Below are 24,715 nucleotides of genomic sequence, written 5' to 3'. Positions count from 1 at the left end.
TAGGCGCCCATTTCAATCAATCTGAGTGCACAACGACTACGGTACCTATGCCAACCATGTCAAAGAGCTCTTTGGCTTTGTCAGGTGGGAGGTTTACGCAGCCGTGGGAGCCGTTGGTCTTATAGATCTCGCCACCGAATTTTCTTCTCCAGGTGGCATCATGAAGGCCACAGCCTCCTCTTGTAAAGGGCATCCAGTAATCTACCCAGTTCTTCCAGGTAGGACCCGTGAGATATGTTCCCTTAACATGACCGTAAACGGCGTAAATTCCCGTCGGAGTACTACGTCCCTTACTTACATCTCCGCTTACACAGGGGCTCTCCCAAACAGATGCTCCGTTTAGGATGTATTTTACGTACTGATTTGTCAGGTCCACGTCAATATAGGTGTTAAGAGGCGCCATAGCAGCCTCTTCCTCAGCGTTCTGATATCTTCCTTCCGCAATGCCATAAGAGAGATAATGATTTATAAGAGCCGGCTGGCTATTCCCCACAACAGCAACCACATCAGGGTATTTTGCAGCATAATAAACCGGGTCAAAACCGGATGCTCTGGCTGTTACAGGTGCCACAAGCATCGCCATTACCATGCATATCATAGGGAGTCCTATCAATAACGTAATCTTCTTTTTAATGCCGAAAAGCTTCATAACTAACGCCTTTCCTTCAAATAACGTTTCGGTCAATCAATCACACCTTATCGATTTGTCGTATTAATATTATACACATCAGATTATAAAAAATGTATAAAAGTTAAAAGCTCCCGGTTTCCCGGGAGCTTCATCTGTTTTGATTATTTCTTCTTTTTCTTGGTTGTCTTTGTGGTCTGGGTAGTTGCAGGATCCGGCTTTACAGGATCTCTGAAGACCAGAGCAAAGGCGTAGAATTTATCAGTCTTTATAGTTATGGTATTCGGGTTGGTATCAAGGTCCTTAAGGACTATTGGCTGACCTCCGGTAGTTACACAGATCATGCGGAAGTCTCTGTCTGCCCTTACAAGGGAATCAGGGATCTTCAGGGTTATCGTGATCTCTTTTGGCGCTGATCTCACCTTTTGACCATTAGGCCAGAAATCATAGGTCCTTGCAATAGTATAGCCGTTTTGTGCTGCCTCGAAGGATACCCAGCATTTTGGTCCCTGCATCACATTCTTTATGGTGACACCATAACCTGATGTTCCATCGTAGTAAGGAAGGTGCTGTTCTCTTCCTACCACTGCTGCCCTCTTTAATTCATCAGGAGTGCTTGGTCTCCATATAGCATCATAGTAGAAGGTGCTTGATGAATCTGAAGAGTCATTGTTGTTATTATTGTCATCGCTATGCTTTTTCTTTTCCGGCGGATCATAATACAGTATCGCATAAGGCGAGAACTGCTTGGTCCTTATAAGTACAGCGCTTCCCGTTCCGCTTCCAGGAGCTGCTAAAACTCCGCCATGGTACAGCAGGATCAGGAACACCCTGTTATCTTTCTGGATAGAGGAAGGAATACTTACTCCTATCGGTATCTCCGAATTAGTAGTTGTGATATTACCAATAGAAGCATCATCTGCCTTAACTGTAAGGCTGAGATCAAAGGTTTCTCCTACCAGATAGCCGTTCGCCTTGGCAAAATTGGAGAAAGCTGCTGCCGCATCACTTGGCACTGATCCAGAAGTATATGAGAAATCAAATTCAAGCTCTTTTCCTGTGGCTGCTGTCTTCTGTGCAGCTGTTAGACTTGCCTCCAGAACTCTCAGAAGGTCATCCGTCGTTGCTATGCCAAGCCTTGAGTCGGTAACTACTGCTGCAGGTTTTGAGTACTCCTTGGTTACCACCTGACTGAAATCGCTGTCAAAGTAGGAAAGGCTTGCGGGAGTCAGATTTCTGTCAACCTGAGCCTGAATACTTGCCTTAATAACTTGTCCTGAATAATCAGCCTGATAGGTATTTTCGCACCGGTTGATAACAGCTACAAGATCCATTGTAGTTGCTGTAGTATTAACCTTTTCTGCCCAGGTATTGGAACCAACCTGAACCTGAACTACGTACTGAGCTGCATAAGCAACCGGATCCCAGGCTACTGTCAGGGTCTGTCCCTGGATCCACCTTACGTTTGCAGGTGCAGGCAGCTTGGTCTTAGGATTAGCGCGGACATAAGTCTTTGCGACCTGAGCGCTATAGTCACTGTCGTAATATAAAAGACTTGTTCCCGTACCGGAAGAATCAACCTGAGCCTTTACTTTGGCTTTAATTGTCTGTCCGTTATAGTCTTCCTGATACTGGTTTTCATATGTATTTATGGTCTGTACAAGATCAAGCTGTGTCGTGGTGCTGGTAGCTGTACCTGTCCAGGTATGACTGCCAACGATGATAGACACCTCATACTGGGCTGCATTTGCTACCGGATCCCAGCAAAGAGTCAGGGTCTGTCCATCTGCCCATGCAACATTTGCCGGTGTCGCAAGCTTGGTCTTTGTCCCGGATGATGTATAGGTCTTTGATACTGCACCACTGGGATCACTGTCATAATACAGATAGCTCTTTCCCGATGCTGAAGGATCGACCTTAGCTGTAACCGTAACAGAAACGTCCTGTCCATTAAATGAAGTCTGGTGAACGTTCTCCAGATTGTTTACAACCTGAACAAGGTTTACTGTTGTTGCTGAAGTGGTCAGAGTATCTGAATAACCACCCACACTTATCTGAAGAAGGTAATTACCTGCATTTTCAATGGCAGTCCATGTAAGAGTCAGGGCCTGACTTGTATCCCATGATGGAGCCGGCGTAGCAAGTTTTCTCTTTGTTGCGCCGGAGGATGTCACCAGTACATAGCGCGAAAATGATTCCGCGCTAAATACCACCTCCTCACCATCCGTGGTACAAGCCACTTCTTCTACGTTACTGTTATCATCTACGTGGAAGACCTGAATCTGAGCATCCTCTTCCTTAAGAGTTTCCTTCATGTCTGAAGCCAGCTCGATGGAAACGTTAACCTTTCCGTTTTCAGGTTCAATCTCTTTTCCGTCATGCCAGAAGGAGATATCAAAGGCCATAACATTTTCAATGGTCCTGTCGCCATCCACCTGTCCCTCAATAAGGGATTCTGACTCAGATATCGCCTGGATCTTGGCTGTGGTTCCTTCAGGGAAAACTCCCTCGGGAGCATCTATGGAAATGCTGTATCCTGCTACAGTTTCAACCTTTTCAAAAGCAGGAGATGCAGCTTCCTTATCTTTGTCCTTATCTTTGTCTTTCTCTTTATCTTTATCAGCCTGTTTTTCGTCTTTCTTTTCTTCGGCTTTTTCCTCAGTTTTCTCTTTAGCTTTATCTTCAGGCTTGACCTCAGGCTTTACTTCAGCCTCTTCTTTCGGCTTTACCTCATTTTCCTTTTCAGGCTTTTCTTCCACCTTCACAAGAATGCTGGGGAGAATAGCCTTTACTTCATAGTCACCTTTTACTTCAGGAACATAAATATATTTGTTTCCTGCAATCTCCGAGGAGAACTTAATTCCACTGCTCTTAAGTGGATCGATCTTCCAGATTACACTTACAGAAAGCTGCTCAGTATTCATTAGCGGATCTTCAGCATCCTCAGCAGCATATACAGTTGTAGCAGGGAAAAGAGATTTCATAAGAGATGCAGATGAATCTCCAGCCTCGCCATTTACGTCCCCTTCTGAGGATTCGTCACTTTCAGGCGCAGGTGTAACCTCTGGCGCGGGCTCAGGATCCGGTTCCGGTGCAGGGTCAGAAGCCGGTTCAACCGCAGGTTCAGCAGGAGCTGCTGGCTGTTCAGGTTCTGCCGCAGGTTCCGATGCTGGCTCAAGGGCTGGATCAGGCTGCTGGGGCACTGGAGTAGACTCCGGCACCACAGGAACTTCCGGCTGTGAAGGTTCATTTTCCACAGGCGCAGGAATAACTGCAGGAGACGTTTCAGGCTCTTTTTCAGCCTCTTCCTCCTTCTTAATTGTCTGCACCGTGGCAGTCAGCGTAGTAGGCAGAACTACCTTGCTGATATCATCACCCACATATACAGTTTGCTCCAGTACATTTTCCGGAAGGACGGCAAACGAAACGATCCTAGGCGGAACAGGTTCATCATCTGCCGCCTTAGTTAAAAGATTGATGCTGGTAAATACCAGAACCAAAGACAAAAAGAATGCAGTAAATTTATATCCCTTCTTCATGGCATCACCTCATAAAAAAAGCCAGTTTTGGTTATATAATTTTACTGCAAATCGTATGGTCTTGTGGGGAATATTATAAAACTTTAATTATCATTTAATACGTAGTACATATTCCCACTCTGTCATTCAGTGCCATTTAGTTTTCTCACTCGTATAATGATAATAAAGGAATCTTTTTTCATTTAAAAAACCAGCTCCTTGGCAAGTTCCATAAGCTCCTGCTTCCTGTCGTTCAAAAGAAGCAGCTTGTTGTATTTGTAATAGGCATCATTTCCTGTGTCTCTGACAAACTTAAGGCTATGATATGCATTAGAAAGCTCCGTGATAAAGATGACCATCTCCTGGCTTCCTGAAAGGCTCTCTGAATCTCCAAAGGTCTGCTCTAAAAATTCAAAGCTGTTAGTGAGGTGCCTTCCTGTAGTCTTGATGTTTTCCTGGCGGATGTTCTCCTTCTTGGTAAACCAGTTCTTTGCAAGGATAAAGGCGCCCTTAAGGTCAGGCTCAGCGCCTGCTGCCGTGGCCATATAGTTTATGCAATCCTTCAAGGAATTTACTGCTGTGGCCCTTGCTCTCTCCTCTTCCCTGTCAAGAAGACCTGCTTCCTTTTCCTCCTGCAGCCTGTACTCCATGATTCCCATCCTGTCCTTAAACCACTGGATGCTATCTACCCTTTCCGTCTCCTCTGTCTCAGAGAATCTTCCAAACTCCTTGATGGTATCAAACAATATCTTCTGAACAGCCTGCTGCCTTGAATAGCTCCTGAACTCATCCATGAGTTTATCAGTGAGAAGCCCTATGATACTAAGCTTTTCGTCAAAAGAGCCTTCTCTGATGGCACGCTTATCCTCAGGGAATCTGCCTTCCAAAATATCCGGGATCTTGTAGAGTTCGTTGTAGCGCTGATACAGCTCATAGTAGGTAGCAAAATCCCTTGCAATCTCCTTATTCTGAAGGTACTGGGCTGTAAGGTTTTCATTTATTGGCATCCCTAGCTTTTCATGGACCTTTATGACTCTTGAAAGATCCTCCCAGCCTCTGGCTGTTACAAAGGTCCTTCCATCCACATCAGTTTTGATGCTGTAGAAGTTGTCTTTCTTGATCTCAAGGTATGCCATGATGGAGCCATGAACTCCAGCTTTATAGGCATAATCCTTCCAGGCATCAAAGTCCTCTTCAATATTGATCTGCCTTACACGGTCCAGAGTAACTATATCAAAGTCCCTTACGGACTTATTGTACTGGGGCGGATTTCCCGCAGTCACGATAATGAAACCATCAGGGATCCTATGACTTCCGAAGGTCTTATACTGCAGGAACTGAAGCATGGTAGGTGCCAGTGTCTCCGATACGCAGTTTATCTCATCCAAGAAAAGAATGCCCTCCTGTATGCCGGATTTTTCAATCTGGTCATACACTGCTCCGATGATCTCACTCATAGTGTACTCGGTGACAGAATAGGTCTTCCCACCATATTTCTTTTCAGAGATCTTGGGAAGTCCGATGGCGCTCTGCCTGGTATGGTGAGTGATTGTATAGGACACCAGATTTATGGACAGTTCATGGGCAATCTGCTCCATGATGGCGGTCTTTCCGATTCCGGGAGGTCCCATCAAAAGGATGGGGCGCTGACGCTCTATAGGGATCTCATACTGCCCGGCCTCATCCTTTTCCAGATAAGCCCTGACAGCATTCTTCACTTCTTCTTTCGCTTCATTTATATTCATGAAAATGTTCCTTTCTTTGTAGTTCCATGGTTGCGGTTCTGCTGGTCTGCCTTGGGCCGACAGAACCATCAAATATACAGTTTAAGTGCCCAGGAAGGCACGTTCTCGTCTTCGTAATCAAGGTCGGCTGCGAAGACGAAGGCTGTGTCGTAGTCCGTGGGTTTATCGGGGTAGGTTCCGTAGCCGTCTGTGAAATAGATGAGGCCTTTCAGGTTCTCGAATTCGCCGGAGGCTTTCAGCTCCTCTACTTTTTCGAAAACCGGGCGGAAGTCTGTGCCGTAGCCACCCTCTACGTGGATGCCTCCGGAGTACTTCTTCATGTCATCTACAGAGGTGATGGTCTCTATGCGCTGAACCTGATCGTCACACTCAATAACCAGGATCTTTATCCGCTGGAAGAAGCTGTCCTTTCCTAGAAGGATTGCTGCCGTCTCATCAAGGAAGCGCTGAACCAGCTCATCCTTACATGAAGCAGAGGTGTCAATTGCGATGACAAGCTCCTGGATCTTTTTCACTTCCCTGAATTCGTTCTCCTCTATTAGGGGCATGTCACCATAGTGGGAAAGGCCAAAGGAATACATTCCGTAATCAAAGCTGTCCATATCTATTCCGCCTTCCTCACGTAGTACCTTAAAGCGCTGAAGGAATTCGCGGTAGTCTGTACGGGAGGTATTTTGGAACTTTAGTATCCAGTCCAGCTTTCCCAGCTTATCACTGGCATTTTTACCTATGGTCTCTATCTCTGTCTGAAGGCGCTTGGCCTCCTTATCCCAGTCTTTTTCTTTTCGCTCTATCTGCTTAAGGTGCCTGGGGTTAATGAACTTTTCCTTCTTAGGCCCATTTTCGTCCGGTTCATTTTCTTTTCCTTCCGGACTGTCCATATCCTCATCTATCGGGGGCTTTTCTTTTTCCTCCTGATCATCTGGCGACTCGTCCTGAAGCCGAAGCCAGAAACCATGGTCATCCAGCTTAAACTCCCGCTCCAGTTTTTCATATTCCAGCTCTTCCAGCTGGTTTCCAGGGTCAGAAAAGAAACGGTAGAGTTTTTCCACCGTGAGCACCTTTAGCTCTTTTTCCAATTTAGTATACCATCTGTCCCGGAAGTCAGAAGAAACTCTGTAGATGCACTGATAGTCCATTCCATCCAGAATGGATTCCACAACAATATCAGCGCACAGATCAAAAAGCCGCACATCCTCAAAATTTCTCGAGGTGTACATATGCCTGAAAATACAATGAAGAAGCATGTGAATGTAGGTTCTGTTCAGCTTTCCCGGTTCCTCCACGAAAAGCTGAAGAACATAAGAAGGGTTAAAGCGGATGCTGACTGCGTCCGTTCCCACAGAAGTAGTAGAAAGATCCATTTCATAAGAGAGGCTCGAAAGAGCCCCTCCCATAAATCGCATGTCAATATAGAGCTCGGTCCTGGACTGTCCAAGGACCCGCATTCCTGTTTCACTGAGCTGTAAACTTTTACTTACTGCCTTCAGATCTTTCATCCTAAGAATCCATTAATCGCAATGATGAGGATAAGGATTGGAAGTACAAATGCCAGATAAGTTTTTGTCCATCTGTGCAACTTAAAGCCTTTGCCCTTGTTGACCTCATCGAAATAGTTATCAAAGCCCCATCCAAATTTGTGGGTACAGAACAGTACAAAGATAAGCGAGCCCACAGGAAGGATGATGTTGCTTACAATGAAATCCTCGAAGTCAAGCACATTTCTGCCTCCGAAGAAAAGGACGCCACTCCATTTATTATAACCTAAAACGCAGGGGAGACTTGCAAAAAGCATGAAGATGCAGTTTACAACTACAGAGTTCTTTCTGTCCCAATGGAAGTTATCAACTGCGCCAGCTACAAGGTTCTCAAACACAGCAGTTACAGTGGAGAAGCTTGCAAAGGTCATAAATACGAAGAACAGTGTTCCCCAGAGTCTTCCCATGTGCATGTTGATGAATATCTCAGGAAGTGTCACGAAGATAAGTGATGGTCCCTGGGATGGTGCTACACCAAAGCTGAAGCAGGCAGGGAATATGATGATTCCGGAGATGATGGCTACCAGGGTGTCTAAAGCTGCAATCCTTGAAGCCTCTCCTACAAGAGCCCTGTCATCAGACATGTAACTACCGAAGATCTCGATGGATCCCATACCTACGCTCAAGGTAAAGAAGGCCTGATTCATGGCACTGGTCATTACACGGAAGATTCCAACTTCCGTAGCCTGCTGAAGATCAGGAAGAAGGAAGAATTTGATGCCTTCTGTAGCTCCTGAAAGTGTAAGGCTGTGACCTGCCAGGATCATGATAAGGAAAAGAAGTCCCAGCATCATGAATTTGTTTACTCTCTCAAGGCCCTTCTGTACTCCAAAGGAAAGAACCATAAATCCAAACCACACGGTTATGATGGTAAAGATTCCCATTTCCACAGGGCTTGCCAGGAGCTGCTCAAATACTGCGCCAACTTCACCTGAAGATACATTATCAAACTTACCTGTAGCAAATTTATAGCAGTAGTTCAGCATCCAGCCTGAAACGGTGGTGTAATACATCATCAGAAGGTAACATCCTGCCATACTCATCCAGCCATGGGCATGCCACTTCTGGCCTTTCCCTTCAAGCTTTCTGTAGGCCTTTGTGAGAGTCATTCCGCTGGCTCTTCCTACTGCCAGTTCCATTGTCATTACGGGGATTCCCATGATCAATAGGAACAGCAAATAGAATAATACAAAAATAGCTCCGCCATTCTGTCCTGCCACATAAGGAAATTTCCACACATTTCCGATTCCGATGGCACATCCTGCACTCACCAGAATAAATCCTAGTCTGGAGCCGAAGCTTCCACGCTGTTGTTCGTCCATAAATTAACCGATCTTTCTAACAAAATAATAGGGTGCAGACTCTGCAAAAGAATCTGCCACCCTAGCAATTATACAGAAAAAACCATTTTCTGCCTAGTATATATGCGAAAAATATCAAAACTCGAAGCTTACCATGTCAGAACCGGAATCAGATGTACCGTCCATGAGGATGGCGCTCATCTTGAGGAGTTTCTTCTGTGCTGAGAGCTTAATAGCTGCATCTATGCTTGATGAGGGCAGAAGCTTTTCTCCAGCGCAGCTCTGGTTGTAGGTTAAAAGAGCTTTGACCGTATCAAGGTTTAATGGTTCCTCTTCAGAAGCTGCCACAAGCCGGGATAGGATGCTATCCGCTGAAGATCTTACGAAGTCTTCGTACATCTTTCGATAATTGTCTGCCAGCTCTATGGGATATAAGAGCCTATCCACAGCTATGTTTTCAGAGATCTCGCCCCCGTCAATAACGGCCTTTTCAAAGAGCTTATCGTACTGCCTGTAATCTATGCTGCGTCTGTCTACACATTCACGGTAGAACATTCCCGAACCTGCGATGGAAAACTGGATAGTCCTGGCCATGGTGTTCTCGTTAAAGTCGTAGACGTACTCAGGAAAGGTGAGAACAGCCGTCGCAAGGCCATTTCCCATCGCTCCGGCCCCAATATCACTGACCTTGATTCCATCATCGCTTCCCTTTTGACATATCTTCAGAACAAATCGAAGTGTCCTGTCGTTGTCTGCCAGAAAGTTCCTTACAACCTCGTACCAGCCGCGCTCCATGACAATCTCAATCTCTTTCAAGCTGTCACACTGTCTGCAGACACCGTCATAATAATCATCGATGCTGTCATAAAGAGATATCTTTTTTAATTTCCTGCAATCATGAAAGGCAAAGCCGAAAAGAGTCTTGATGGTCCTCGGCAGCTGAACTGTCAAAAGATCTTCCCTTCCGGAAAATGCATGATTACCAATTGCTTCAACAGCAATTCCGTCTATTTCTCCAGGCACAACAAGGTTCGAGGTATTACCCTCGAACCCTGTAATCGTCACATATTTATGAGCATCTCTTTTATGCTCAGTTATTTCGTACAAAAAAGGCATTTTCTTTTACATTCCTCAGATATTTCTTTTGTACATCCACCAGAAGCTATATCTGGCGCATGCTATAAAAATAATTCTAACACATTAGAATCAAATATCAGGGATAAACTTTTTACTTGAATTCAGGTGAGTAATAAGGAAGTATAATGGTTGTTCCTGCCTGAACGTCCTCATCTTCAGCCATATGATTGATCGATCTCACCTCAGAAATATAGCTGTTATAGTCCTTGTAATGATCCTCGGCTGCATACTCACCAGCATAGGCCCAGAGGCTGTCCCCGGACTTAACCTCAACCTGAGTGTAGTACTTATAATCTATAGCTGCATCATCAGATTGGGCATGAAGTACCAGTGTGCTTGCAAGCATAATGATAATTCCAAATATCACACCAACAATGAGGGCCAGTATCCGTCTCTGTCTCTTTACAATCTTCTCTCTCCTTAATCTGTTGTTGTATATTCTAACTTCGCTGTTAATAGATGCGTTTGCATATCTTCCTGCGTATACAGTGTTTGCCATTTTCTTCTCCTTCATATACATTAGCCCCCATTTCGCTGTCCCAAGGCTTTCTTGAAGCCTTTCTGTCATCTTACACACCTATCATGACAGATTAGAAGTCCAATATTCCTCCCAGCATCACGGGTAGTCACAAATGTATATACGAATGGAAAAGTACCTGTGGCAAATATTTTGATCAGTTATCTCTTAATAATTTTATAAGTCATCTCCAAAAAGCCAATATTCATCACTGCAAAAACAAGTAAGTACAGCGGCATTATCCCTATCCCAATTGCCTGCTGTAAATGCCCGAAGACCATCGGCATAAATGTGCTTCCAACATAGGCTGATGCCATTTGCAGCCCTATAACTGCTGCACTATATCTTTTCCCAAAATTAGTTGGTGCCATGTGCTGGATAGCCGGATAAACAGGGCCCATTCCGGTACCGATTATAACGAAACCAATGGCTGCGACAAGATATCCGTGTGACGGGATGAACACAAACACTATTCCTATAAGCTCAACAACTATACCAATTCTAATGAGGGTCCTGTCTCCCAGCTTATTGGATATAAAGCCTGAAATCAGCCTTCCCAGCATAAGGCCTCCAAATATCAGGGAACCAAAAGATGCTATTAGTTCATCGCTCATTCCTGTTCTCGTCCCGGCAAAATAGCTGGGCGTCCACAGAAAGCATGTAGCTTCACCTGAACAATACGCAAAGAAAGCTATAAGTGTAAGGATCACGCCCGGTGCTTTCAATGTCTCCCTTATTCCGGCACTGTTCTTGATCTCTTCGTCAGAAGTTTCAGATTCGTTCTTTTTCCAAAGCGGCAGCGACAAAATGCAAATAAGCAGAATTCCAATCTGAACAAATGCAGTCCATCTATAGCCTTCGTTCCATCTGGCATACTTTAGAGCCAGTGCCATGATTGAGGGACTGATTACCGCACCGACTCCGTAAAAGCAATGAAGGAAATTCATTACAGAACCAGAATAGTTGTTGGCAACATAATGATTTACCGACGCATCTATGGCTCCTGCTCCAAGTCCGTAGGGAACAGCAAACAAAAACAACATCGCATAATTCCCCGAAATTGAAAATCCAAGGAGTCCCAGAATCGTCAGGAATATCGAAAAAATGACAATCCATTTTGTATGAAATTTCTTTATGAACTTAGGGCTCAGCAGCGCAGATATGATAGTCATGAATGAAATCGTCATGGAAACATATCCCGCGTATGATGACGGAACTCCAAATACAACCTGCATTTTAGGCCATCCGGAACCCAATAAGGAGTCCGGTAACCCCAGGCTAATAAAAATCAGATATATAACTGCCAATAGTAAAGATCCCATTGCTATTTCTCCTTAAGTTAAAAAATATCTTTCCGGAAGTGGCATTCTTCATTCAGCTACTCTTGAGACCAAAACAGGTCACCAGCATGCACTTGTTTTCAGTCCCCGGATAGTGTCGGGGTTAATCAAGAACCTCGCCTGCTGTTCCATCTCTTTCATCATCTTGTTTTCGCACTGATGCATATCTTTTGTCAATCCTTTCTTCTCCTGTTGTTCTGATGGTGTCAGTATAATATACTGTTCATAACAAGTATGTTGTTTGAACCACATTTTGGAGAAATTATCATGACCCTTGAAGGTATAGAAAAAAGCAGACTTTTCCATGGAATGACAGCTAAAGAACTGTCTTCATGCCTTGATTCACTTGATGCCCAGGAAAAGAAATATCGAAAGGATGAAATAGTTCTCCACTCAGGAGAGCAAACGTCAAATATAGGCATGGTGCTCTCAGGCAGTGTCACTATCGAGAGTAATGACGTCTGGGGCAACTGTACTGTTTTGAGCCATGTTGGAAAGAATCAGTGCTTTGCTGAAACCTATGCCCTTCTTGGCGAAGTTCTTCTGGTGGATGTCAGAGCAAATGAGGATTGCACAATACTCTTTTGCAATATAAGAAATCTTATTGATAACAATAAAAAGAGCTCTCCCTGGAAGGAAACGTTCCTAAAAAACATACTTATTATTTCATCGCAGAAAAACCTTGTTCTCTCCGGACGCAGCTTCCACACATCTTCCAAGAGCTGTCGTGGACGTCTCCTGTCATATCTCAACGCCACCTCGCTCCAAACAGGCTCCAAGGAATTTGATATTCCCTTCAACAGACAACAACTAGCTGATTACCTTAACCTCGAAAGAACCAATATGTCTAAAGAGCTCTCGCGAATGCAAGATGAAGGGCTTATTAAATATAGGAAGAATCATTTCAAGCTTATTAGAGAAGATTAACTCCTATACACTTCCTTTGAAATCTGGCCGCATTCCTTCATTTTTTCTTTGTCAGAATACATAGAATCATCTGCGTTATTTACGCAATGTTCCAAGTGAAAATCATGTTTTCCTGCTGGATTGCTGTTTTATTCTTGCGATACATCTCCATCCACTGGTACCGTAAGACCCATCTTTCGATTTATTCATAAATAACCCTTCACAACAATGGTGCCAAAACTCGCAGGAAGTTATCAATGAGCTTGTGTACCAGCTTTCTGTTGATATCCTCAAGACTTCTTTCCCTGCATTCTTCTAACGTATTGAGATAGTCTGTCTGCAGCTCTTTTACTATATCGGCCTTATAGAAGACGGAGCTGCATTCAAAGTGTAGGAAAAGGCTTCTGTAATCAAGGTTGACCGTTCCAATTCCAGCAAGCTTATCATCCGAGACAAAGGCTTTGGCATGAACGAATCCGGGAGTGTACTCGTAAATCTTTACGCCGGCTTTGAGCAGATCCTCGTAGTAGCTTCTGGACAACCTGTAGACCAGCTTCTTATCAGGAATACCCGGCATGATGATCCGCACATCAAGGCCTCTTCGAGCGGCTCTGATAAAGGCATCAAAGAGTGCATCGCCAAGCATGAGGTAAGGGGTATAGAACCAGACATAGTCCTTTGCTGTGGAAAGAACTTCTGTAAAAAGAATGTTGCTGGTATGTTCATCTCGCATCGGTGAATCATAGTACGGAAGAATGTACCCATTGTCCCAGCACGGTGGAATTTCAAGAGCAGCCACTTTCTTAAGCTCCTCGTCAGAAATCTTATCGTGGGCAAATGCATTCCAGAACTCAGAAAACATATAGGTGTAGCAGGCTACAGCTTTTCCGGTCACGCGGAATCCTATGTCCTTCCATCTTCCAAACATCTGCTTCTCATTGATGTACTCATCCGCAAGATTCACTCCACCACTGTAGGCAACCCTTCCATCAATTACCATTATTTTTCTGTGGTCCCTATTATTAAGCTGGGATTTGATTAGGAAGAACGGGTTAAAAGGAACACATTTGATGCCCTGTTTAGAGAGCTCCGATATGTCTTTTACCGAGTAAGTGGCAATGCTTCCCAGATCATCATACATGACTCTTACATCAACACCTGCCTTTACTCTCTCAGCAAGGATTTCAGTAATTGTACCCCAAAACTTACCGTTCTGAATGATGAAGTATTCTATGAAGATGAAACTCTCTGCCGTCTTCAGATCCTCGCACATGTCTGCAAACATATCTTCACCAAAGGGATAGTACTTAGATGAATCATTCTTAAGAAGAGGGAAGCCTGTGGACTCAGTGATAAAAGACAGTGTCTGTGAAAGTCTTACGTCTTCCTTTGCGATTTCATCCAAATTCTCGGTGTTTCGCAGCTGTTCACCATTATATAGTCCTTTTAGCTCCGAAGCAGTTTTTTGAAGACTTCTCCTAAGGGCTCTGCCTGTGGTCTTATTCCCCAGGGTAAAATACAGCATTGCTCCAAGAACCGGAAGCGCAACTATTACGAGCACCCACAACAGTTTATAAGAGCTCTCATCTCTCCTTGCAATCAGCCTCGTCACAAAGAAAACCGCAAGCACGGTGAAGATACCATTGATGATTTCTCCCAGGTGGCCCTTTGTAGCTTTGTTCAACAGCCCCAGTGTCAGATAGAACCAGACTACCTGAAGCGCCAGTGCCGGTATGACGATTATAATCCTGCCAATTATCTTTTTCATAAAGATATCTCCTCGTACATAATACTAATAGTTTGGCTCTTTATAATTTGCAGGCGTCTCCTGCCTTATTATCAAATCATCCATCATTCTCAATCCCTAATATGTGAGATTTCATTCTGAAACCATACTTTTCATACAAATGAATCGTCTTGTTACCATCAACCACTTTTACTTCGATATGTCGAACTTTATTTTGGTCAAAAATTTGCATTGCCCAGTCCATGAGTTCTTTACCAAACCCTCTTCCCCGGAATTCTTCTTTTACCACCAAATAGTCCAGTTTACCGATTTCTCCTTTAATATCTACTTTGCAGAAGCCGATAATCCGGTCTTCAATTTCAGTGACTGCAATATAGGATTCTTTCTCTCGTAATGCTGCCTCAAATGATTCCAGGGTCTTTTCGTATGGATTTAAAGGATAATACCCTTTAAAATTCACAGAAGTTGTATTGTGATAGTCTGATAACTCACAAATACAATCGTAGAGTTTGCTTACCTCGTTCGGTGTTATTTCTCTCATACTCTTCCTCCTACAAATTCGTCAGAACCATACATTCTGTTGAATCAGTAAAGCCCATACTTTCATAGAGCGGTCTTCCTAATGCAGTAGCATCAAGACTTATTTCCGTTGCACCTTTTTCCCATGTTTTCTCAATCAGTAGTTCAACCATTTTTCGCGCTATTCCCTGACGACGGTATTCACTTCTTGTGTAGACATTCATAAGATGGGCTCTTTTTCCTGTGGGGTGCGCAAAGGTTGGCATTATCCTGAAAAAACTCATGGATGCGCAACCAATAACTTTATCTCCGTCGCTAGCCAGAACAGTCATCTGATCTCCATTCAACAAGTAATCGTAACTTTCATTTATCACTTCATCTGAATGCTCATAATTTTCTGGCAGATTGTTCACCACCTTAAGCATCTCAAGACGAATACTCATCAAACACTCTATATCTTCTTTTGTTGCAATTCTTATATCAATCATTTTTATCTACTCCTAGTCGATGTATTCGGGATCCTTTTTACCATGACTTGTCTGCAAGATCAAGATTGGAAAGTATCTCTTCCTTTGTGACTTTCAATCTCCTTTTGCTCTCGATAAGGCCTTCACGGCTATTCCGTATTTTGGTTTTGCTCCATTCCTTCCGTCATGCAAACTGATACGAAAACTAAACGAAACTCCAGACAATATATTGTTAAATCTGTTTCCATCCATGTGGATGACCAATTTCTCTCCAACAATTATCAGCTGTGTTTCAACACCCATGCAAATCCACGGGCGGTTCTGATATCTGCATCTTTAAAATGGTTTCCCGGATTCCATTCCAGGATAGTGCTTTTCCCCTGAGCTTTGAGCAGTTCATGGGCTTTCCGGATTTTATTGCCGACTGTTGACAACACAGGATTCTTCGTCTTTTCCTCCTTGTCACCGAGGCTTAAATACACAGAATTTGTAAGAACTCTGTTTTCATTCATATAATCCAAAAATCCCGGGAACCATATGGACGGTGATGCGGCAGCAACTCCCTCAAATTTATCTGTCTGATGAGCTGCCCAGAGAGCAAACAGCCCCGCAAGAGAATATCCACCGATGTAATATCTCTTTTCCGGATCATTAATCTCAGCCAGAACTCTTTTCAATGTCTCTCCTGCACCCTCTCCAAATGCTTCGTTACCAAACACAGCCGGTGCATTCCACGGTGATAGATCCTGATTCCAGTCGCAGACTTTCAAGGCAACAAGACGAAAGCAATCCCCAACTTCCTCTGTTATAGCTCTCACTTCATTTTCAATCACCGACAAATCATGGTCGTCAACCATTTGTATGAGAACATTTGTAGATTCAGGATTTCCATATTCAAAACGCATCATTATTCTTTCTCCATTAGGATCACTCGGTTTTTCCTCTTTCTCTGCCTATGGCATAAAACTCACCCGAATCAATATCCACGTATTTCCCCTCACTTATCATGTTTTCTCGGCATTATCCGATTCTACCGGCGGTTTCCAAGGCTTAGGAGTCAACAGTGTTGTTCTACCAATGTCAGGAAGCACATCATAGATAGAGCAGCCCATCTTTTCTTCAAAATACTCTTTTATTCCAAATGCCACTTCCCATCCCTTAATATATCCTTCCATTATTCCATATCTTCTCGTCACATCCACAAATCTCTTTTCAAGAATTACAAATCCGTAATCAACCGCGAGGGAATCACATAGTTGAATCAACTTATCATAATCGTCAACTGTACAATCCATAATATAAGCCTTGATGGCCTTTTCATTTTCTGTTTCCGGTTCATAATTAAATTCGTCCTGCATCAAAAGGTATGAATGCGTCATACAGATACGCGCTGCTTCATCCCAGCCTTTTTCCATGCAGTATTTGTATCCCTCATATACGTGTGTAGGAATATCAACAAAGCCAAACTTTACCCGTCTTCCTATATCATGCATAAGGCCCACTATATATGCTTTTTCAGGATCCAGACCAGGTACTTTTTCTGCAATATTTCTAGCAGCAACGCCGGTATTAATAGAGTGCTTTACCCATGGCCCCGGATTAATCTGTCCTGCTATTTCTAATTCATTTAAAGCTTCATCTATTGTCGGTAACATTATTCACAGCTCCTTATCCAATCATCGGTTTAATTGTCGTCATTATTGTCTCTACAGCATCATCCACAAATTTGTCCGACATCTCTTTTGTCAGATACTGATAATTCCTGTGAATCATACTACGTGAGTCTGACTTTCCATTATCATTTCATCGCCTTAAGTACAAATCCCTGAAGTTCCAACTCCTTTCCAGAATCAGTAGTAATCTTCTCTATGCCCTGATCTATGATTTCGTAATCATCTTCAAATTTATGAAGGAGCTTCATACTTCCAACGTTACGAACATCTGCCTCGTAAAAGAACTCTCTTTTTCCACTCTTATCACGAGCCTGATCAAGTGCCGCCTTTAGTGCTTCGTATGCGTAGCCTTTATTCCACTCAGATTCTTTAATCCATACTCCAACCTCAGGACACTCCTCTGAAAGGCCATGTATTTCTGAACTTCCGACAAACTTTCCATCTTCTGATATTACAGATAATAAGATTGTTTCTCCCTGATCAACCTCATCTAGAAAGCTCTGAAGCATCTTTTTTGCCTCTTCAACATTTTCAAAAGGATCTGGCCACTGATACTTTGTGATTTCCTCAGTAAACGCATTGTAATAATCTTCTAAGTAATCCATTCGAAATGTTTCTATTTTGATTTTCCCCATGCATTATCCTCCATAATTTTCCAAACAGTTGTCTAATAGCAGATTCAGAGCTTTCTCTTTCAGCCACTGAAGAATTTCATCAGCCTTGACAAGACTGAATTTCTTGGCTTTGTCAATTGCCAGCCAAGACACAAAGGTTCCATCATACATGCGCCTCTGATACCAGTGTATTAGATTTATCTTTTTCCAGTCCGTATAAACTGTATTAATTCCTCGAGATCGTCAAAGTCATCATAATCGCCGATTATTCCTTCCCTGTGGTAGACAATTCCTGCCTTCTCATTGATTTCCAATCGGTCAAGTAACGCTTCCAAGCCAAAGCGACGAATATATTCATTAAAAGCACGGGGCTTTATCTTTTCTGCAAATAATCCTTTTCTGCAATCCTTTTCATTACATTCCCAGCATCCAGGAATCCCCTTTTCTATTCCACACCTTCTGTTTTCACAGAAGTCAGCATCCTTGCACCATGAGAGTTCCTTGAATCCATCAAGTTTACAGCCCTTGCATGCGACATTCTCAGAGCACAAGCAACAAGCCAATCCACATCTGGCTATTCCTAGTTCTCGTTTCATCAACATATCCTCCTTGTGCATAATACTTCAAGATCAAGTTACACTTGCCATGCCTAATATTTCAGACAACTTATGAATGATTCCCACTTGCTTTAAGAAGTAGTCTCAAGCAAGTCTTGTATTGTATCCTCCTTGGGAACCGGAACCCAGTGGCCTTCAAGGCAGGTGGTGGCTTCTGACTTCCTAATGGTCTCGGCCAGGTTCTTGCTCAGCACAGGATCTTTTCTCCAATCAGGAAGTGCCCCACAGGTCGCATCCCCAACAAAGAGAACTCCTTCCCCGGGAACCTCGATAAATGTGGAATCGTCAGTATGTGGCGCATCAGCCTGAAAGATCCTGACCGAACAATTGCCGAGATCCAGCATCATGCTGTCATGGAAAACCAGATCCGCAGGCTTTACAATTACAGGCCTGTCGCCGGCATACTCATTACGTATCCGCTCATCAAAGTCCAGAAAAAAAGCCGTCCCTTCCTCTGAGAGCCTGCGCCCAATATCAATCAGGTACTGATTGGTGCGCTCGTTTGCCAGGCATAGACCATTCACTGCATGCATCCCAAAAGTATGATCCCAATGCCAGTGCGTTAGCACAGTAAGCCTAGGAAGTGGAAGATCATCCCCTTCAAGTGCCTTGTAAAACTCCATAGTATGTGCTTTTGAATGACCTGCATCAACCGCAAGGCTCCAATTGTCACCGCGAATATATCCGAGATTGGGTCTGTCACGATACTCTTCCATTGGGTAGTACCAGATTCGTTCAGTAAGTCTTTTTAGCATTTTCGTGTCACTCCTTACACGTCCATATTGAGTCCCTTGATAACGCAATCAGCAACCACATTAAATTCAAGATTCATATAGTAAATTATATTCCAACATAATATTCGGAAGCACGGATGAATGGGCTTTTCATGTTTTTTTTTAAAAAATGCTGATATGGATGAAATTTATCCTTTTAGAAAACTAGATGGCAGGCTATTTTTCATGAATTAATTCAATATGTGCAGATATAGATGAAAAATATACTTAAGAGGATCCTGAATAAGCGTTATTTTTCATGTGTAAAACCTAGAACTGCCTGTTATAGATGAAAAACAGGTCTTGTGAGCACCATATTGGGAGAAGTTTTTCATGATTAAATCTCAAAACCAATGATATGGATGAAAAACGTCATTGGAAGCCTGCTCATTGGCACTCCAGCCATCTCATCAAATTCAGATCTGTGGGGTCAAGGGACAGTACGCTGGGCGCTGCTCCTCAGGCGCCCGGGCAGCCCTTGACACCACTTGGGTTAAATATACTTGTGGGAGGAGGAGCAAGATTTAGCTTGCTCCCCTTAATGACCATTTAGTATGTTCTAGACATATTCAACTCTGCACTCTGTTAAGGAGCTTACCAAGCGGATTGTAGTGAACCTTCATGGCGCCAACAGGGCAGAATTCCTGACAACAGAAGCACTTAATACACTTGCTCCTGTCTATCTGTGGGAGTTGTCCTTTAGGACCGGTCTTGTTCTTTCCTGGCACCATTGTGATGGCTTTTGCAGGGCAGGTTTCAAAACACTTCTTGCAGCCGATGCATTCCGGCTTCTTAACCTGGGGCTTGGTATTGCATACCACTTTTACGCCAAGGGATTTGATGGCATTAAGTATTCCGCCTCCCTCAAAGGTAATGCTCTGATGGATGGTAGCACGCTTAAAATCAGCAATCTTGGCTTCCGCCAACGAAATATCACCTACAACCTCAACCTGATCAGCGTTTGCAGGTCCAAGGCCTCTTTCGTTTGCCACTAAAAGAGTCTGTACATCCTTAAGCTCCATTCCGATAAGATCAGCGCAGACCATATCAAGGGCATAGGGCTTTTTAGATGCAAGCACAGCGCCGATATGTCTCTTCTCTCCGGCAGTGGGACCATTGCCCTCCATACCATCTATGGCATCTACTATATAGAGTACAGGTCTAAAGTACTCGTTTAGGTCCACCATAACATTGGCAAAGGCCTTCTCTTCAGGAAAACGCATGTGATACTCAGGCTTTGTGGTTCCTGGGATAGTTCCGAACATGTTCTTAACTGCGCAGCTCATCCCCATCATGGCGTGGGTCTTCAATTTAGAAAAATTGATGAGCGCATCCACACTATCCAACCATCCTGTATAGGTAAAGGTTTTTAAAGACACCGCCTCCTGAAACTCCCCATTCTTGACAGAGAAGTCGCCATTCAAAGACACCGCTGGATCTTTTGTCCCCATCGAACCTTCTCCAGGGGCCGAAGTTCCATCATCGCCATCGCTACCAGCGCTTTCCAGTTCCAGAAGTCCGCAGCTCTTATAAACATTTCGTACAAAGGCAGGCGTATAGAGGCCTCCCGGACTGTCCCCGATAACCACTGAAGCTCCCCTCTCCACAAGCTCTTCGCAAAGACACTTAAGGAGTACAGGGTGAGTTGTAGCGGCCTTTTCAGGGTCCATGGCTGCTACCAGGTTTGCCTTTATTCCAACCCTCATTCCGGGCTTAACAAAAGAAAGCCCATCAACTAAAGAAAGGCTCTCATGAAGAGCCTTTCTGATTTCATCGTATTCGTAAGTTTCGCATTTCACCAGCGAAACCGGTGCAAAGTCTGACATAATAAATCTCCCTCAGGATCTCGACACAAGGCGCAACACTACTCGTCGCAGCACCCTGGCATCAAGACTGATTCTGCTTTTCAACGATCTTCTCACCACAGTATATCTCACGGAGCTTTGGCTTGTCTATCTTACCTGTGGCATTTCTGATAACGTTGGCGAAGATGATCTTTCTAGGTCTCTTATATCTGGGAAGATCAACGCAGAAGCGTTCCACATCCTCTTCCGTGAGGGTCATGCCCTCTTTAACCTGGATGATGGCAGCTGCAATCTCACCAAGACGTGCATCCTGAAGTCCGATAACTGCTGCATCGTGGATCTTGTCGTTCTTCATAAGGAAGCTCTCGATCTGAACAGGATACAGGTTCTCACCACCGGAGATGATAACGTCCTTCTTACGGTCAACCAGGAAGATGAAGCCATCCTCATCCTGACGGGCCATATCACCGGTAAAGAGCCAGCCATCCTTCAGGATCTCAGCTGTAGCCTCAGGGTTCTTGTAATACTCAACCATGACTCCAGGGCCCTTTACGCAAAGCTCACCAATCTCGCCCTGCTTAACAACCTGACCTTCTTCATCGACAATCTTTGTCTTCCAGCCATAACCGGGAACGCCGATGGCACCTACCTTGTGGACATTCTCCATACCAAGGTGAACACAGCCTGGGCCGGTGGACTCTGAAAGTCCATAGTTGGTGTCGTACTTATGGTTAGGGAAATACTTAAGCCAGTGGCGAACCAGTGACGGTGGTATAGGCTGAGCACCAATGTGCATGAGCCTCCACTGCTTAAGGTGATAATCTTCAATCTTCATCTTTCCGGAATCCAGCGCAGCCAGAATATCCTGAGCCCACGGAACCAGGAGCCATACGATGGTACACTCTTCCTCAGAAACTGCCTTAAAGATAGCCTCCGGAGAATTGCCCTTTAAGAGCACAGCCCTTGAACCGGTATAAAGAGATCCGAACCAGTGCATCTTAGCTCCTGTATGGTACAGAGGCGGAATGCAAAGGAAGTTATCCTCGTGGGTTGTCTCGTGGTGCATAGCTTCCATCTTTGCTGATTGCATAAGCGCTGTGTGGATATGCAAAATAGCCTTAGGGAAGCCTGTAGTTCCTGATGAGAAGTAAATGGCAGCGTCATCCTTGTCCTCAATAAGGATCCTTGGAGCCACAGAAGATGCGTTGGAAACCTGCTTGTAGTAATCCTCTGAATAGGATGGACACTGGTCTCCTACATAGAAAAGAAGCATCTCCTTCTTGATCTTCTCTGCAATATCTTCAATTCTTCCGATGAATTCCGGTCCATAGAAAAGAACATCTGAGTCGGAAGCCTTCAGACAGTAATCAATTTCTTCTGAGGTGAAACGGAAATTAAGAGGAACCGCAACAGCCCCTGCCTTCAGGATTCCGAAGTAGATAGGAAGCCACTCCAGACAGTTCATAAGAAGTATCGCACACTTCTGTCCCTTCTGGATTCCTCTCTCCATAAGCATATTTGCAACACGATTTGCCTTCTCATCGAAAACCGACCATGTGATCTGACGTCTGTAATAAGATGTGGATGTGGGCTGGATGAGCTCGTACTCTTTCCAGGTAACCCTCTGCTCTTCCCTGATCTCAGGGTTGATCTCCACCAGCGCAACCTCTTCCCCATAGAGTTTGCTGTTTCTCTCAAGTAAATCTGTAATAGGCATTGTAACCTTCTCCCTTCATATCTGTGCTTTAAAGCACTAAAGTAAAGTATACAGAATTAATAAAAAAAGTCAAACTAAAAAGCATCAATTATTAGTCTTTACCGCCCATGAACTTCGTGGTTTAATTAATTCATTGAAGGTCAATTTGTATTGTATATGGAGGTATACAAATGGAAAGAGTCGAGAAGTTTTTAAAAGAGGCAGGAACCTACTATCTTGCTACCATTGACGGTGATCAGCCAAGAGTAAGACCCTTTGGCACAGTAAATAATTACGAAGGAAAGCTTTACATCCAGACCGGTAAGGTAAAGGATGTTTCCAAGCAGATCCACGCTAATCCAAAGGTTGAGATCTGTGCATTCAAGGACGGCGAGTGGCTCAGGGTCGCCTGCACACTTGTTGAGGACAGCACACTTTCCGCATGCCAAGCCATGCTGGATGCATATCCTTCACTTCAGGGAATGTACAAGGCTGATGACGGCAACACAGAAGTCTTCTACATGAAAGACGCTACTGCAACCTTTAGCTCTTTTACCAAGGCTCCTGAAGTTGTAAAGTTCTAAAGAATCACTTCATAGGTTATAATAATGTCAGGTGCGTATCGTGCCTGGCATTTCTTTTTTCAAAAATCCATTTTGGAGGATTGATCCATGGAAAACCTGAAGAATCCAAAGAATACTTTTTATCTTATAGTAATTGGCGCAGCGGTACTGGCCATGCTGGTGCTGTGTATCATGTACAGCGTAAAAGAAAAATCGGCTCCCACCGGGGACAGTGCCTCCGTCTCAGCTTCCACACCCACCAAAAAAGAAAAGGTCCTGGTAACCGTCAGTGTTGATACAGTGGAGGACGGCCTTCGGAATATGGGCACTCTCATAACCCAGGAATACTACTTCACCCAGGTGGAGAAATATACCAAGGATAAAAAAGTTCTCGGTGTGTTCAACTCCTCATCAGAACTGGCTTACAGCTATGAAGGCTCCGTCACTGCAGGCATTGATTTCGAAAAGATCGAACTGGAAAAGGACGATGAAACTAAGACAATTACGGTTGTGATACCGCCCTCAGAGATCCAGAACGTGAACATAGACAAGTCTTCCTTCAAGGTCTTTTCTGAAAAGGACTCCCTGTGGAATCCCATGAATATGGAAGATTACAATGATTCCCTTAAGAACTTCGAGGAAGCTGCCAAACAGAAAGCCTTAGACAGCGGAATTTTAGAGCGCTCCGATGAGCAGGCCCAACTTCTCATCAACGGATTCATCAGGAATTACAGCGCGTTCTCAGATTATGAAATTGATATACGACAGTAAAACCAGACAGGAGGAAAGCCCCCAAAGGGCACTTAAATATGGAACAGAACAACACTTTTGATCTCAAAAAAATCACCGCCATCGTGTTAATACTTCTTGTGGCCGTTATCTCTTTTACCGTGATAGCACCCTGGGCAGCATCACCTGATACCCATACCCATGCCATAGAACAGACTGAAGAAAAGGTCGGAACGGTGATGACTCTCTCAGGCGGAGCAGCAGCCACATCCGCAACATTATCTCTTTTACCCGGAGACATGTGCACTCCCATCGCAGAGCAGCTGGCAGAGCTTGCCAAATACTTCCTTTTGATACTCAGCGCTCTTTACCTGGAGAAGTTCATGATAACCATCACGGGCTACATCACCTTCTCTTTCCTGATACCACTGGCATGTCTGATCCTTTGCGCAGCGCTGGTCTGGAATAAAAAGAGCCTTAAGGTAATAGCAGGGAAAATCGCAATAATAGGCCTTGTGATCTACCTGATCGTTCCCGCCAGTGTTAAGCTTTCCGACATGATCTACGATGCCCAGTCAGAGCGAATTGAAAGCACCATCACAGAGTACAATGAACTGGAGATTGATGGAGATTCTGAGGACGGATTCTTTAACGAGTTCACCACCATCACCACCGACACCGTGGACCGCGTCACAGCATTTATAGAAAGCCTTATGGAATCCCTGGCAGTGATGATCGTGGCATCCTGCATAGTTCCAATCCTGGTATTCGTCCTTCTTGTCTGGATGGTGAAGACCATTTTCGGTAATCCCTTTGTTAATAACTGAACACAAAAAAGACATTGGTGCATCGCACTTATGTCTTTTTTTAATTTGACCTTTT

At 44.1% G+C, this 24,715-nt stretch carries 23 protein-coding genes; 4 read left to right on the top strand and 19 right to left on the bottom strand.

All coding sequences use genetic code 11. The annotated features are described in order from the left end of the window. Positions 1-16 precede the first annotated feature (16 nt). From BO18_RS11240 to BO18_RS11205, 8 genes are all read right to left on the bottom strand, one after another. On the bottom strand, positions 17-649 hold the full coding sequence (locus BO18_RS11240; protein ID WP_051688664.1) for a L,D-transpeptidase: 633 nt from the start codon (positions 647-649) through the stop codon (positions 17-19). Between the two features lie 143 nt (positions 650-792). Continuing rightward, positions 793-4,167, bottom strand: a complete 3,375-nt coding sequence (locus BO18_RS32700; RefSeq protein WP_051688663.1) for a hypothetical protein — start codon at positions 4,165-4,167, stop codon at positions 793-795. Positions 4,168-4,349: 182 nt separating this feature from the next. After that, positions 4,350-5,891: an ATP-binding protein gene (locus tag BO18_RS11230; protein WP_034446283.1), complete on the bottom strand. Its 1,542-nt coding sequence runs from the start codon at positions 5,889-5,891 to the stop codon at positions 4,350-4,352. 68 nt (positions 5,892-5,959) lie between these two features. Next, positions 5,960-7,390 carry a vWA domain-containing protein gene (locus tag BO18_RS11225; protein ID WP_034447286.1) on the bottom strand — a complete coding sequence of 477 codons (1,431 nt, stop codon included), beginning with the start codon at positions 7,388-7,390 and terminating at the stop codon, positions 5,960-5,962. Then, positions 7,387-8,751 carry a sodium-dependent transporter gene (locus BO18_RS11220; RefSeq protein WP_034446281.1) on the bottom strand — a complete coding sequence of 455 codons (1,365 nt, stop codon included), beginning with the start codon at positions 8,749-8,751 and terminating at the stop codon, positions 7,387-7,389. The genes BO18_RS11225 and BO18_RS11220 overlap by 4 nt, the downstream gene beginning before the upstream one ends. A 114-nt stretch (positions 8,752-8,865) precedes the next feature. After that, entirely contained in the window at positions 8,866-9,837 is a 972-nt protein-coding gene (locus BO18_RS11215) for a leucine-rich repeat protein (RefSeq protein WP_185752405.1), read from the bottom strand. A 121-nt stretch (positions 9,838-9,958) separates the two neighbouring features. Then, positions 9,959-10,366, bottom strand: a complete 408-nt coding sequence (locus BO18_RS11210; RefSeq protein WP_185752404.1) for a LysM peptidoglycan-binding domain-containing protein — start codon at positions 10,364-10,366, stop codon at positions 9,959-9,961. Positions 10,367-10,545: 179 nt separating this feature from the next. Then, positions 10,546-11,706, bottom strand: a complete 1,161-nt coding sequence (locus BO18_RS11205; RefSeq protein ID WP_034446276.1) for an MFS transporter — start codon at positions 11,704-11,706, stop codon at positions 10,546-10,548. Positions 11,707-11,991: 285 nt separating this feature from the next. On the opposite strand from BO18_RS11205, the gene BO18_RS11200 reads away from it, so the two are divergent. Beyond that, a complete protein-coding gene (locus BO18_RS11200; RefSeq protein ID WP_034446275.1) occupies positions 11,992-12,651 on the top strand; it encodes a Crp/Fnr family transcriptional regulator in 660 nt (219 codons plus the stop codon). Positions 12,652-12,850: 199 nt separating this feature from the next. Here BO18_RS11200 and cls read toward each other — a convergent pair whose 3' ends face one another. The 11 genes from cls to BO18_RS11150 all read right to left on the bottom strand — a co-directional run bounded on the left by cls (position 12,851) and on the right by BO18_RS11150 (position 22,562). Then, a complete protein-coding gene (cls, locus tag BO18_RS11195; RefSeq protein ID WP_034446274.1) occupies positions 12,851-14,398 on the bottom strand; it encodes a cardiolipin synthase in 1,548 nt (515 codons plus the stop codon). A gap of 76 nt (positions 14,399-14,474) precedes the next feature. Further along, on the bottom strand, positions 14,475-14,918 hold the full coding sequence (locus BO18_RS11190; RefSeq protein WP_034446272.1) for a GNAT family N-acetyltransferase: 444 nt from the start codon (positions 14,916-14,918) through the stop codon (positions 14,475-14,477). A gap of 10 nt (positions 14,919-14,928) precedes the next feature. Continuing rightward, complete coding sequence (locus BO18_RS11185) at positions 14,929-15,384, bottom strand: GNAT family N-acetyltransferase (protein ID WP_034446270.1); 456 nt, start codon at positions 15,382-15,384, stop codon at positions 14,929-14,931. A 93-nt stretch (positions 15,385-15,477) separates the two neighbouring features. Then, the gene (locus BO18_RS34840) at positions 15,478-15,666 is read right to left on the bottom strand and encodes a hypothetical protein (RefSeq protein WP_185752403.1); all 189 of its coding nucleotides are present in this window, start codon (positions 15,664-15,666) and stop codon (positions 15,478-15,480) included. Next, positions 15,645-16,271, bottom strand: coding sequence for an esterase (locus tag BO18_RS11180; protein WP_034446268.1), 627 nt, complete (start codon positions 16,269-16,271; stop codon positions 15,645-15,647). Before BO18_RS11180 ends, BO18_RS34840 begins: the two co-directional genes overlap by 22 nt. 96 nt (positions 16,272-16,367) lie before the next feature. Further along, positions 16,368-17,018: an HD domain-containing protein gene (locus BO18_RS11175; protein ID WP_034446266.1), complete on the bottom strand. Its 651-nt coding sequence runs from the start codon at positions 17,016-17,018 to the stop codon at positions 16,368-16,370. Between the two features lie 143 nt (positions 17,019-17,161). After that, positions 17,162-17,671 (bottom strand): GNAT family N-acetyltransferase, encoded by a 510-nt coding sequence (locus BO18_RS11170; protein ID WP_034446264.1) that lies wholly within the window; start codon positions 17,669-17,671, stop codon positions 17,162-17,164. 176 nt (positions 17,672-17,847) lie between these two features. After that, a complete protein-coding gene (locus BO18_RS11165; protein ID WP_034446263.1) occupies positions 17,848-18,246 on the bottom strand; it encodes a DUF3795 domain-containing protein in 399 nt (132 codons plus the stop codon). Between the two features lie 92 nt (positions 18,247-18,338). After that, entirely contained in the window at positions 18,339-19,022 is a 684-nt protein-coding gene (locus BO18_RS11160) for an MBL fold metallo-hydrolase (RefSeq protein ID WP_034446261.1), read from the bottom strand. A gap of 587 nt (positions 19,023-19,609) precedes the next feature. Next, positions 19,610-20,866, bottom strand: a complete 1,257-nt coding sequence (locus BO18_RS11155; protein ID WP_034446259.1) for a DUF362 domain-containing protein — start codon at positions 20,864-20,866, stop codon at positions 19,610-19,612. A gap of 61 nt (positions 20,867-20,927) precedes the next feature. Beyond that, complete coding sequence (locus BO18_RS11150; RefSeq protein WP_034446258.1) at positions 20,928-22,562, bottom strand: class I adenylate-forming enzyme family protein; 1,635 nt, start codon at positions 22,560-22,562, stop codon at positions 20,928-20,930. 170 nt (positions 22,563-22,732) lie between these two features. Here BO18_RS11150 and BO18_RS11145 point away from each other — a divergent pair, with 170 nt between their 5' ends. From BO18_RS11145 to BO18_RS11135, 3 genes are all read left to right on the top strand, one after another. Beyond that, the gene (locus BO18_RS11145; protein ID WP_034446257.1) at positions 22,733-23,125 is read left to right on the top strand and encodes a pyridoxamine 5'-phosphate oxidase family protein; all 393 of its coding nucleotides are present in this window, start codon (positions 22,733-22,735) and stop codon (positions 23,123-23,125) included. Between the two features lie 87 nt (positions 23,126-23,212). Then, positions 23,213-23,875, top strand: coding sequence for a DUF4230 domain-containing protein (locus BO18_RS11140; RefSeq protein WP_034446256.1), 663 nt, complete (start codon positions 23,213-23,215; stop codon positions 23,873-23,875). Positions 23,876-23,913: 38 nt separating this feature from the next. Beyond that, positions 23,914-24,660 (top strand): hypothetical protein, encoded by a 747-nt coding sequence (locus BO18_RS11135; RefSeq protein ID WP_034446255.1) that lies wholly within the window; start codon positions 23,914-23,916, stop codon positions 24,658-24,660. The last annotated feature ends 55 nt before the right edge of the window (positions 24,661-24,715 follow it).

The sequence above is a fragment of the Butyrivibrio sp. AE2032 genome (assembly GCF_000702965.1).
Note: the sequence above shows the minus strand (reverse complement) of the source record. Positions and strands in the feature narration are given on the sequence as shown.

Excerpts from the sequence above, each read along its gene's own strand:
- BO18_RS11225 (WP_034447286.1), bottom strand. The coding sequence starts at position 7,390 with ATGAAAGATCTGAAGGCAGTAAGTAAAAGTTTACAGCTCAGTGAAACA.
- BO18_RS11240 (WP_051688664.1), bottom strand. The coding sequence starts at position 649 with ATGAAGCTTTTCGGCATTAAAAAGAAGATTACGTTATTGATAGGACTC.
- BO18_RS11170 (WP_034446264.1), bottom strand. The coding sequence starts at position 17,671 with ATGGGGAAAATCAAAATAGAAACATTTCGAATGGATTACTTAGAAGAT.
- BO18_RS11200 (WP_034446275.1), top strand. The coding sequence starts at position 11,992 with ATGACCCTTGAAGGTATAGAAAAAAGCAGACTTTTCCATGGAATGACA.
- BO18_RS11140 (WP_034446256.1), top strand. The coding sequence starts at position 23,213 with ATGGAAAACCTGAAGAATCCAAAGAATACTTTTTATCTTATAGTAATT.
- BO18_RS32700 (WP_051688663.1), bottom strand. The coding sequence starts at position 4,167 with ATGAAGAAGGGATATAAATTTACTGCATTCTTTTTGTCTTTGGTTCTG.
- BO18_RS11205 (WP_034446276.1), bottom strand. The coding sequence starts at position 11,706 with ATGGGATCTTTACTATTGGCAGTTATATATCTGATTTTTATTAGCCTG.
- BO18_RS11145 (WP_034446257.1), top strand. The coding sequence starts at position 22,733 with ATGGAAAGAGTCGAGAAGTTTTTAAAAGAGGCAGGAACCTACTATCTT.
- BO18_RS11165 (WP_034446263.1), bottom strand. The coding sequence starts at position 18,246 with ATGAAACGAGAACTAGGAATAGCCAGATGTGGATTGGCTTGTTGCTTG.
- cls (WP_034446274.1), bottom strand. The coding sequence starts at position 14,398 with ATGAAAAAGATAATTGGCAGGATTATAATCGTCATACCGGCACTGGCG.
- BO18_RS34840 (WP_185752403.1), bottom strand. The coding sequence starts at position 15,666 with ATGGGTGTTGAAACACAGCTGATAATTGTTGGAGAGAAATTGGTCATC.
- BO18_RS11135 (WP_034446255.1), top strand. The coding sequence starts at position 23,914 with ATGGAACAGAACAACACTTTTGATCTCAAAAAAATCACCGCCATCGTG.
- BO18_RS11150 (WP_034446258.1), bottom strand. The coding sequence starts at position 22,562 with ATGCCTATTACAGATTTACTTGAGAGAAACAGCAAACTCTATGGGGAA.
- BO18_RS11210 (WP_185752404.1), bottom strand. The coding sequence starts at position 10,366 with ATGGCAAACACTGTATACGCAGGAAGATATGCAAACGCATCTATTAAC.
- BO18_RS11190 (WP_034446272.1), bottom strand. The coding sequence starts at position 14,918 with ATGAGAGAAATAACACCGAACGAGGTAAGCAAACTCTACGATTGTATT.
- BO18_RS11160 (WP_034446261.1), bottom strand. The coding sequence starts at position 19,022 with ATGCTAAAAAGACTTACTGAACGAATCTGGTACTACCCAATGGAAGAG.
- BO18_RS11175 (WP_034446266.1), bottom strand. The coding sequence starts at position 17,018 with ATGTTACCGACAATAGATGAAGCTTTAAATGAATTAGAAATAGCAGGA.
- BO18_RS11185 (WP_034446270.1), bottom strand. The coding sequence starts at position 15,384 with ATGATTGATATAAGAATTGCAACAAAAGAAGATATAGAGTGTTTGATG.
- BO18_RS11220 (WP_034446281.1), bottom strand. The coding sequence starts at position 8,751 with ATGGACGAACAACAGCGTGGAAGCTTCGGCTCCAGACTAGGATTTATT.
- BO18_RS11155 (WP_034446259.1), bottom strand. The coding sequence starts at position 20,866 with ATGTCAGACTTTGCACCGGTTTCGCTGGTGAAATGCGAAACTTACGAA.
- BO18_RS11180 (WP_034446268.1), bottom strand. The coding sequence starts at position 16,271 with ATGATGCGTTTTGAATATGGAAATCCTGAATCTACAAATGTTCTCATA.
- BO18_RS11230 (WP_034446283.1), bottom strand. The coding sequence starts at position 5,891 with ATGAATATAAATGAAGCGAAAGAAGAAGTGAAGAATGCTGTCAGGGCT.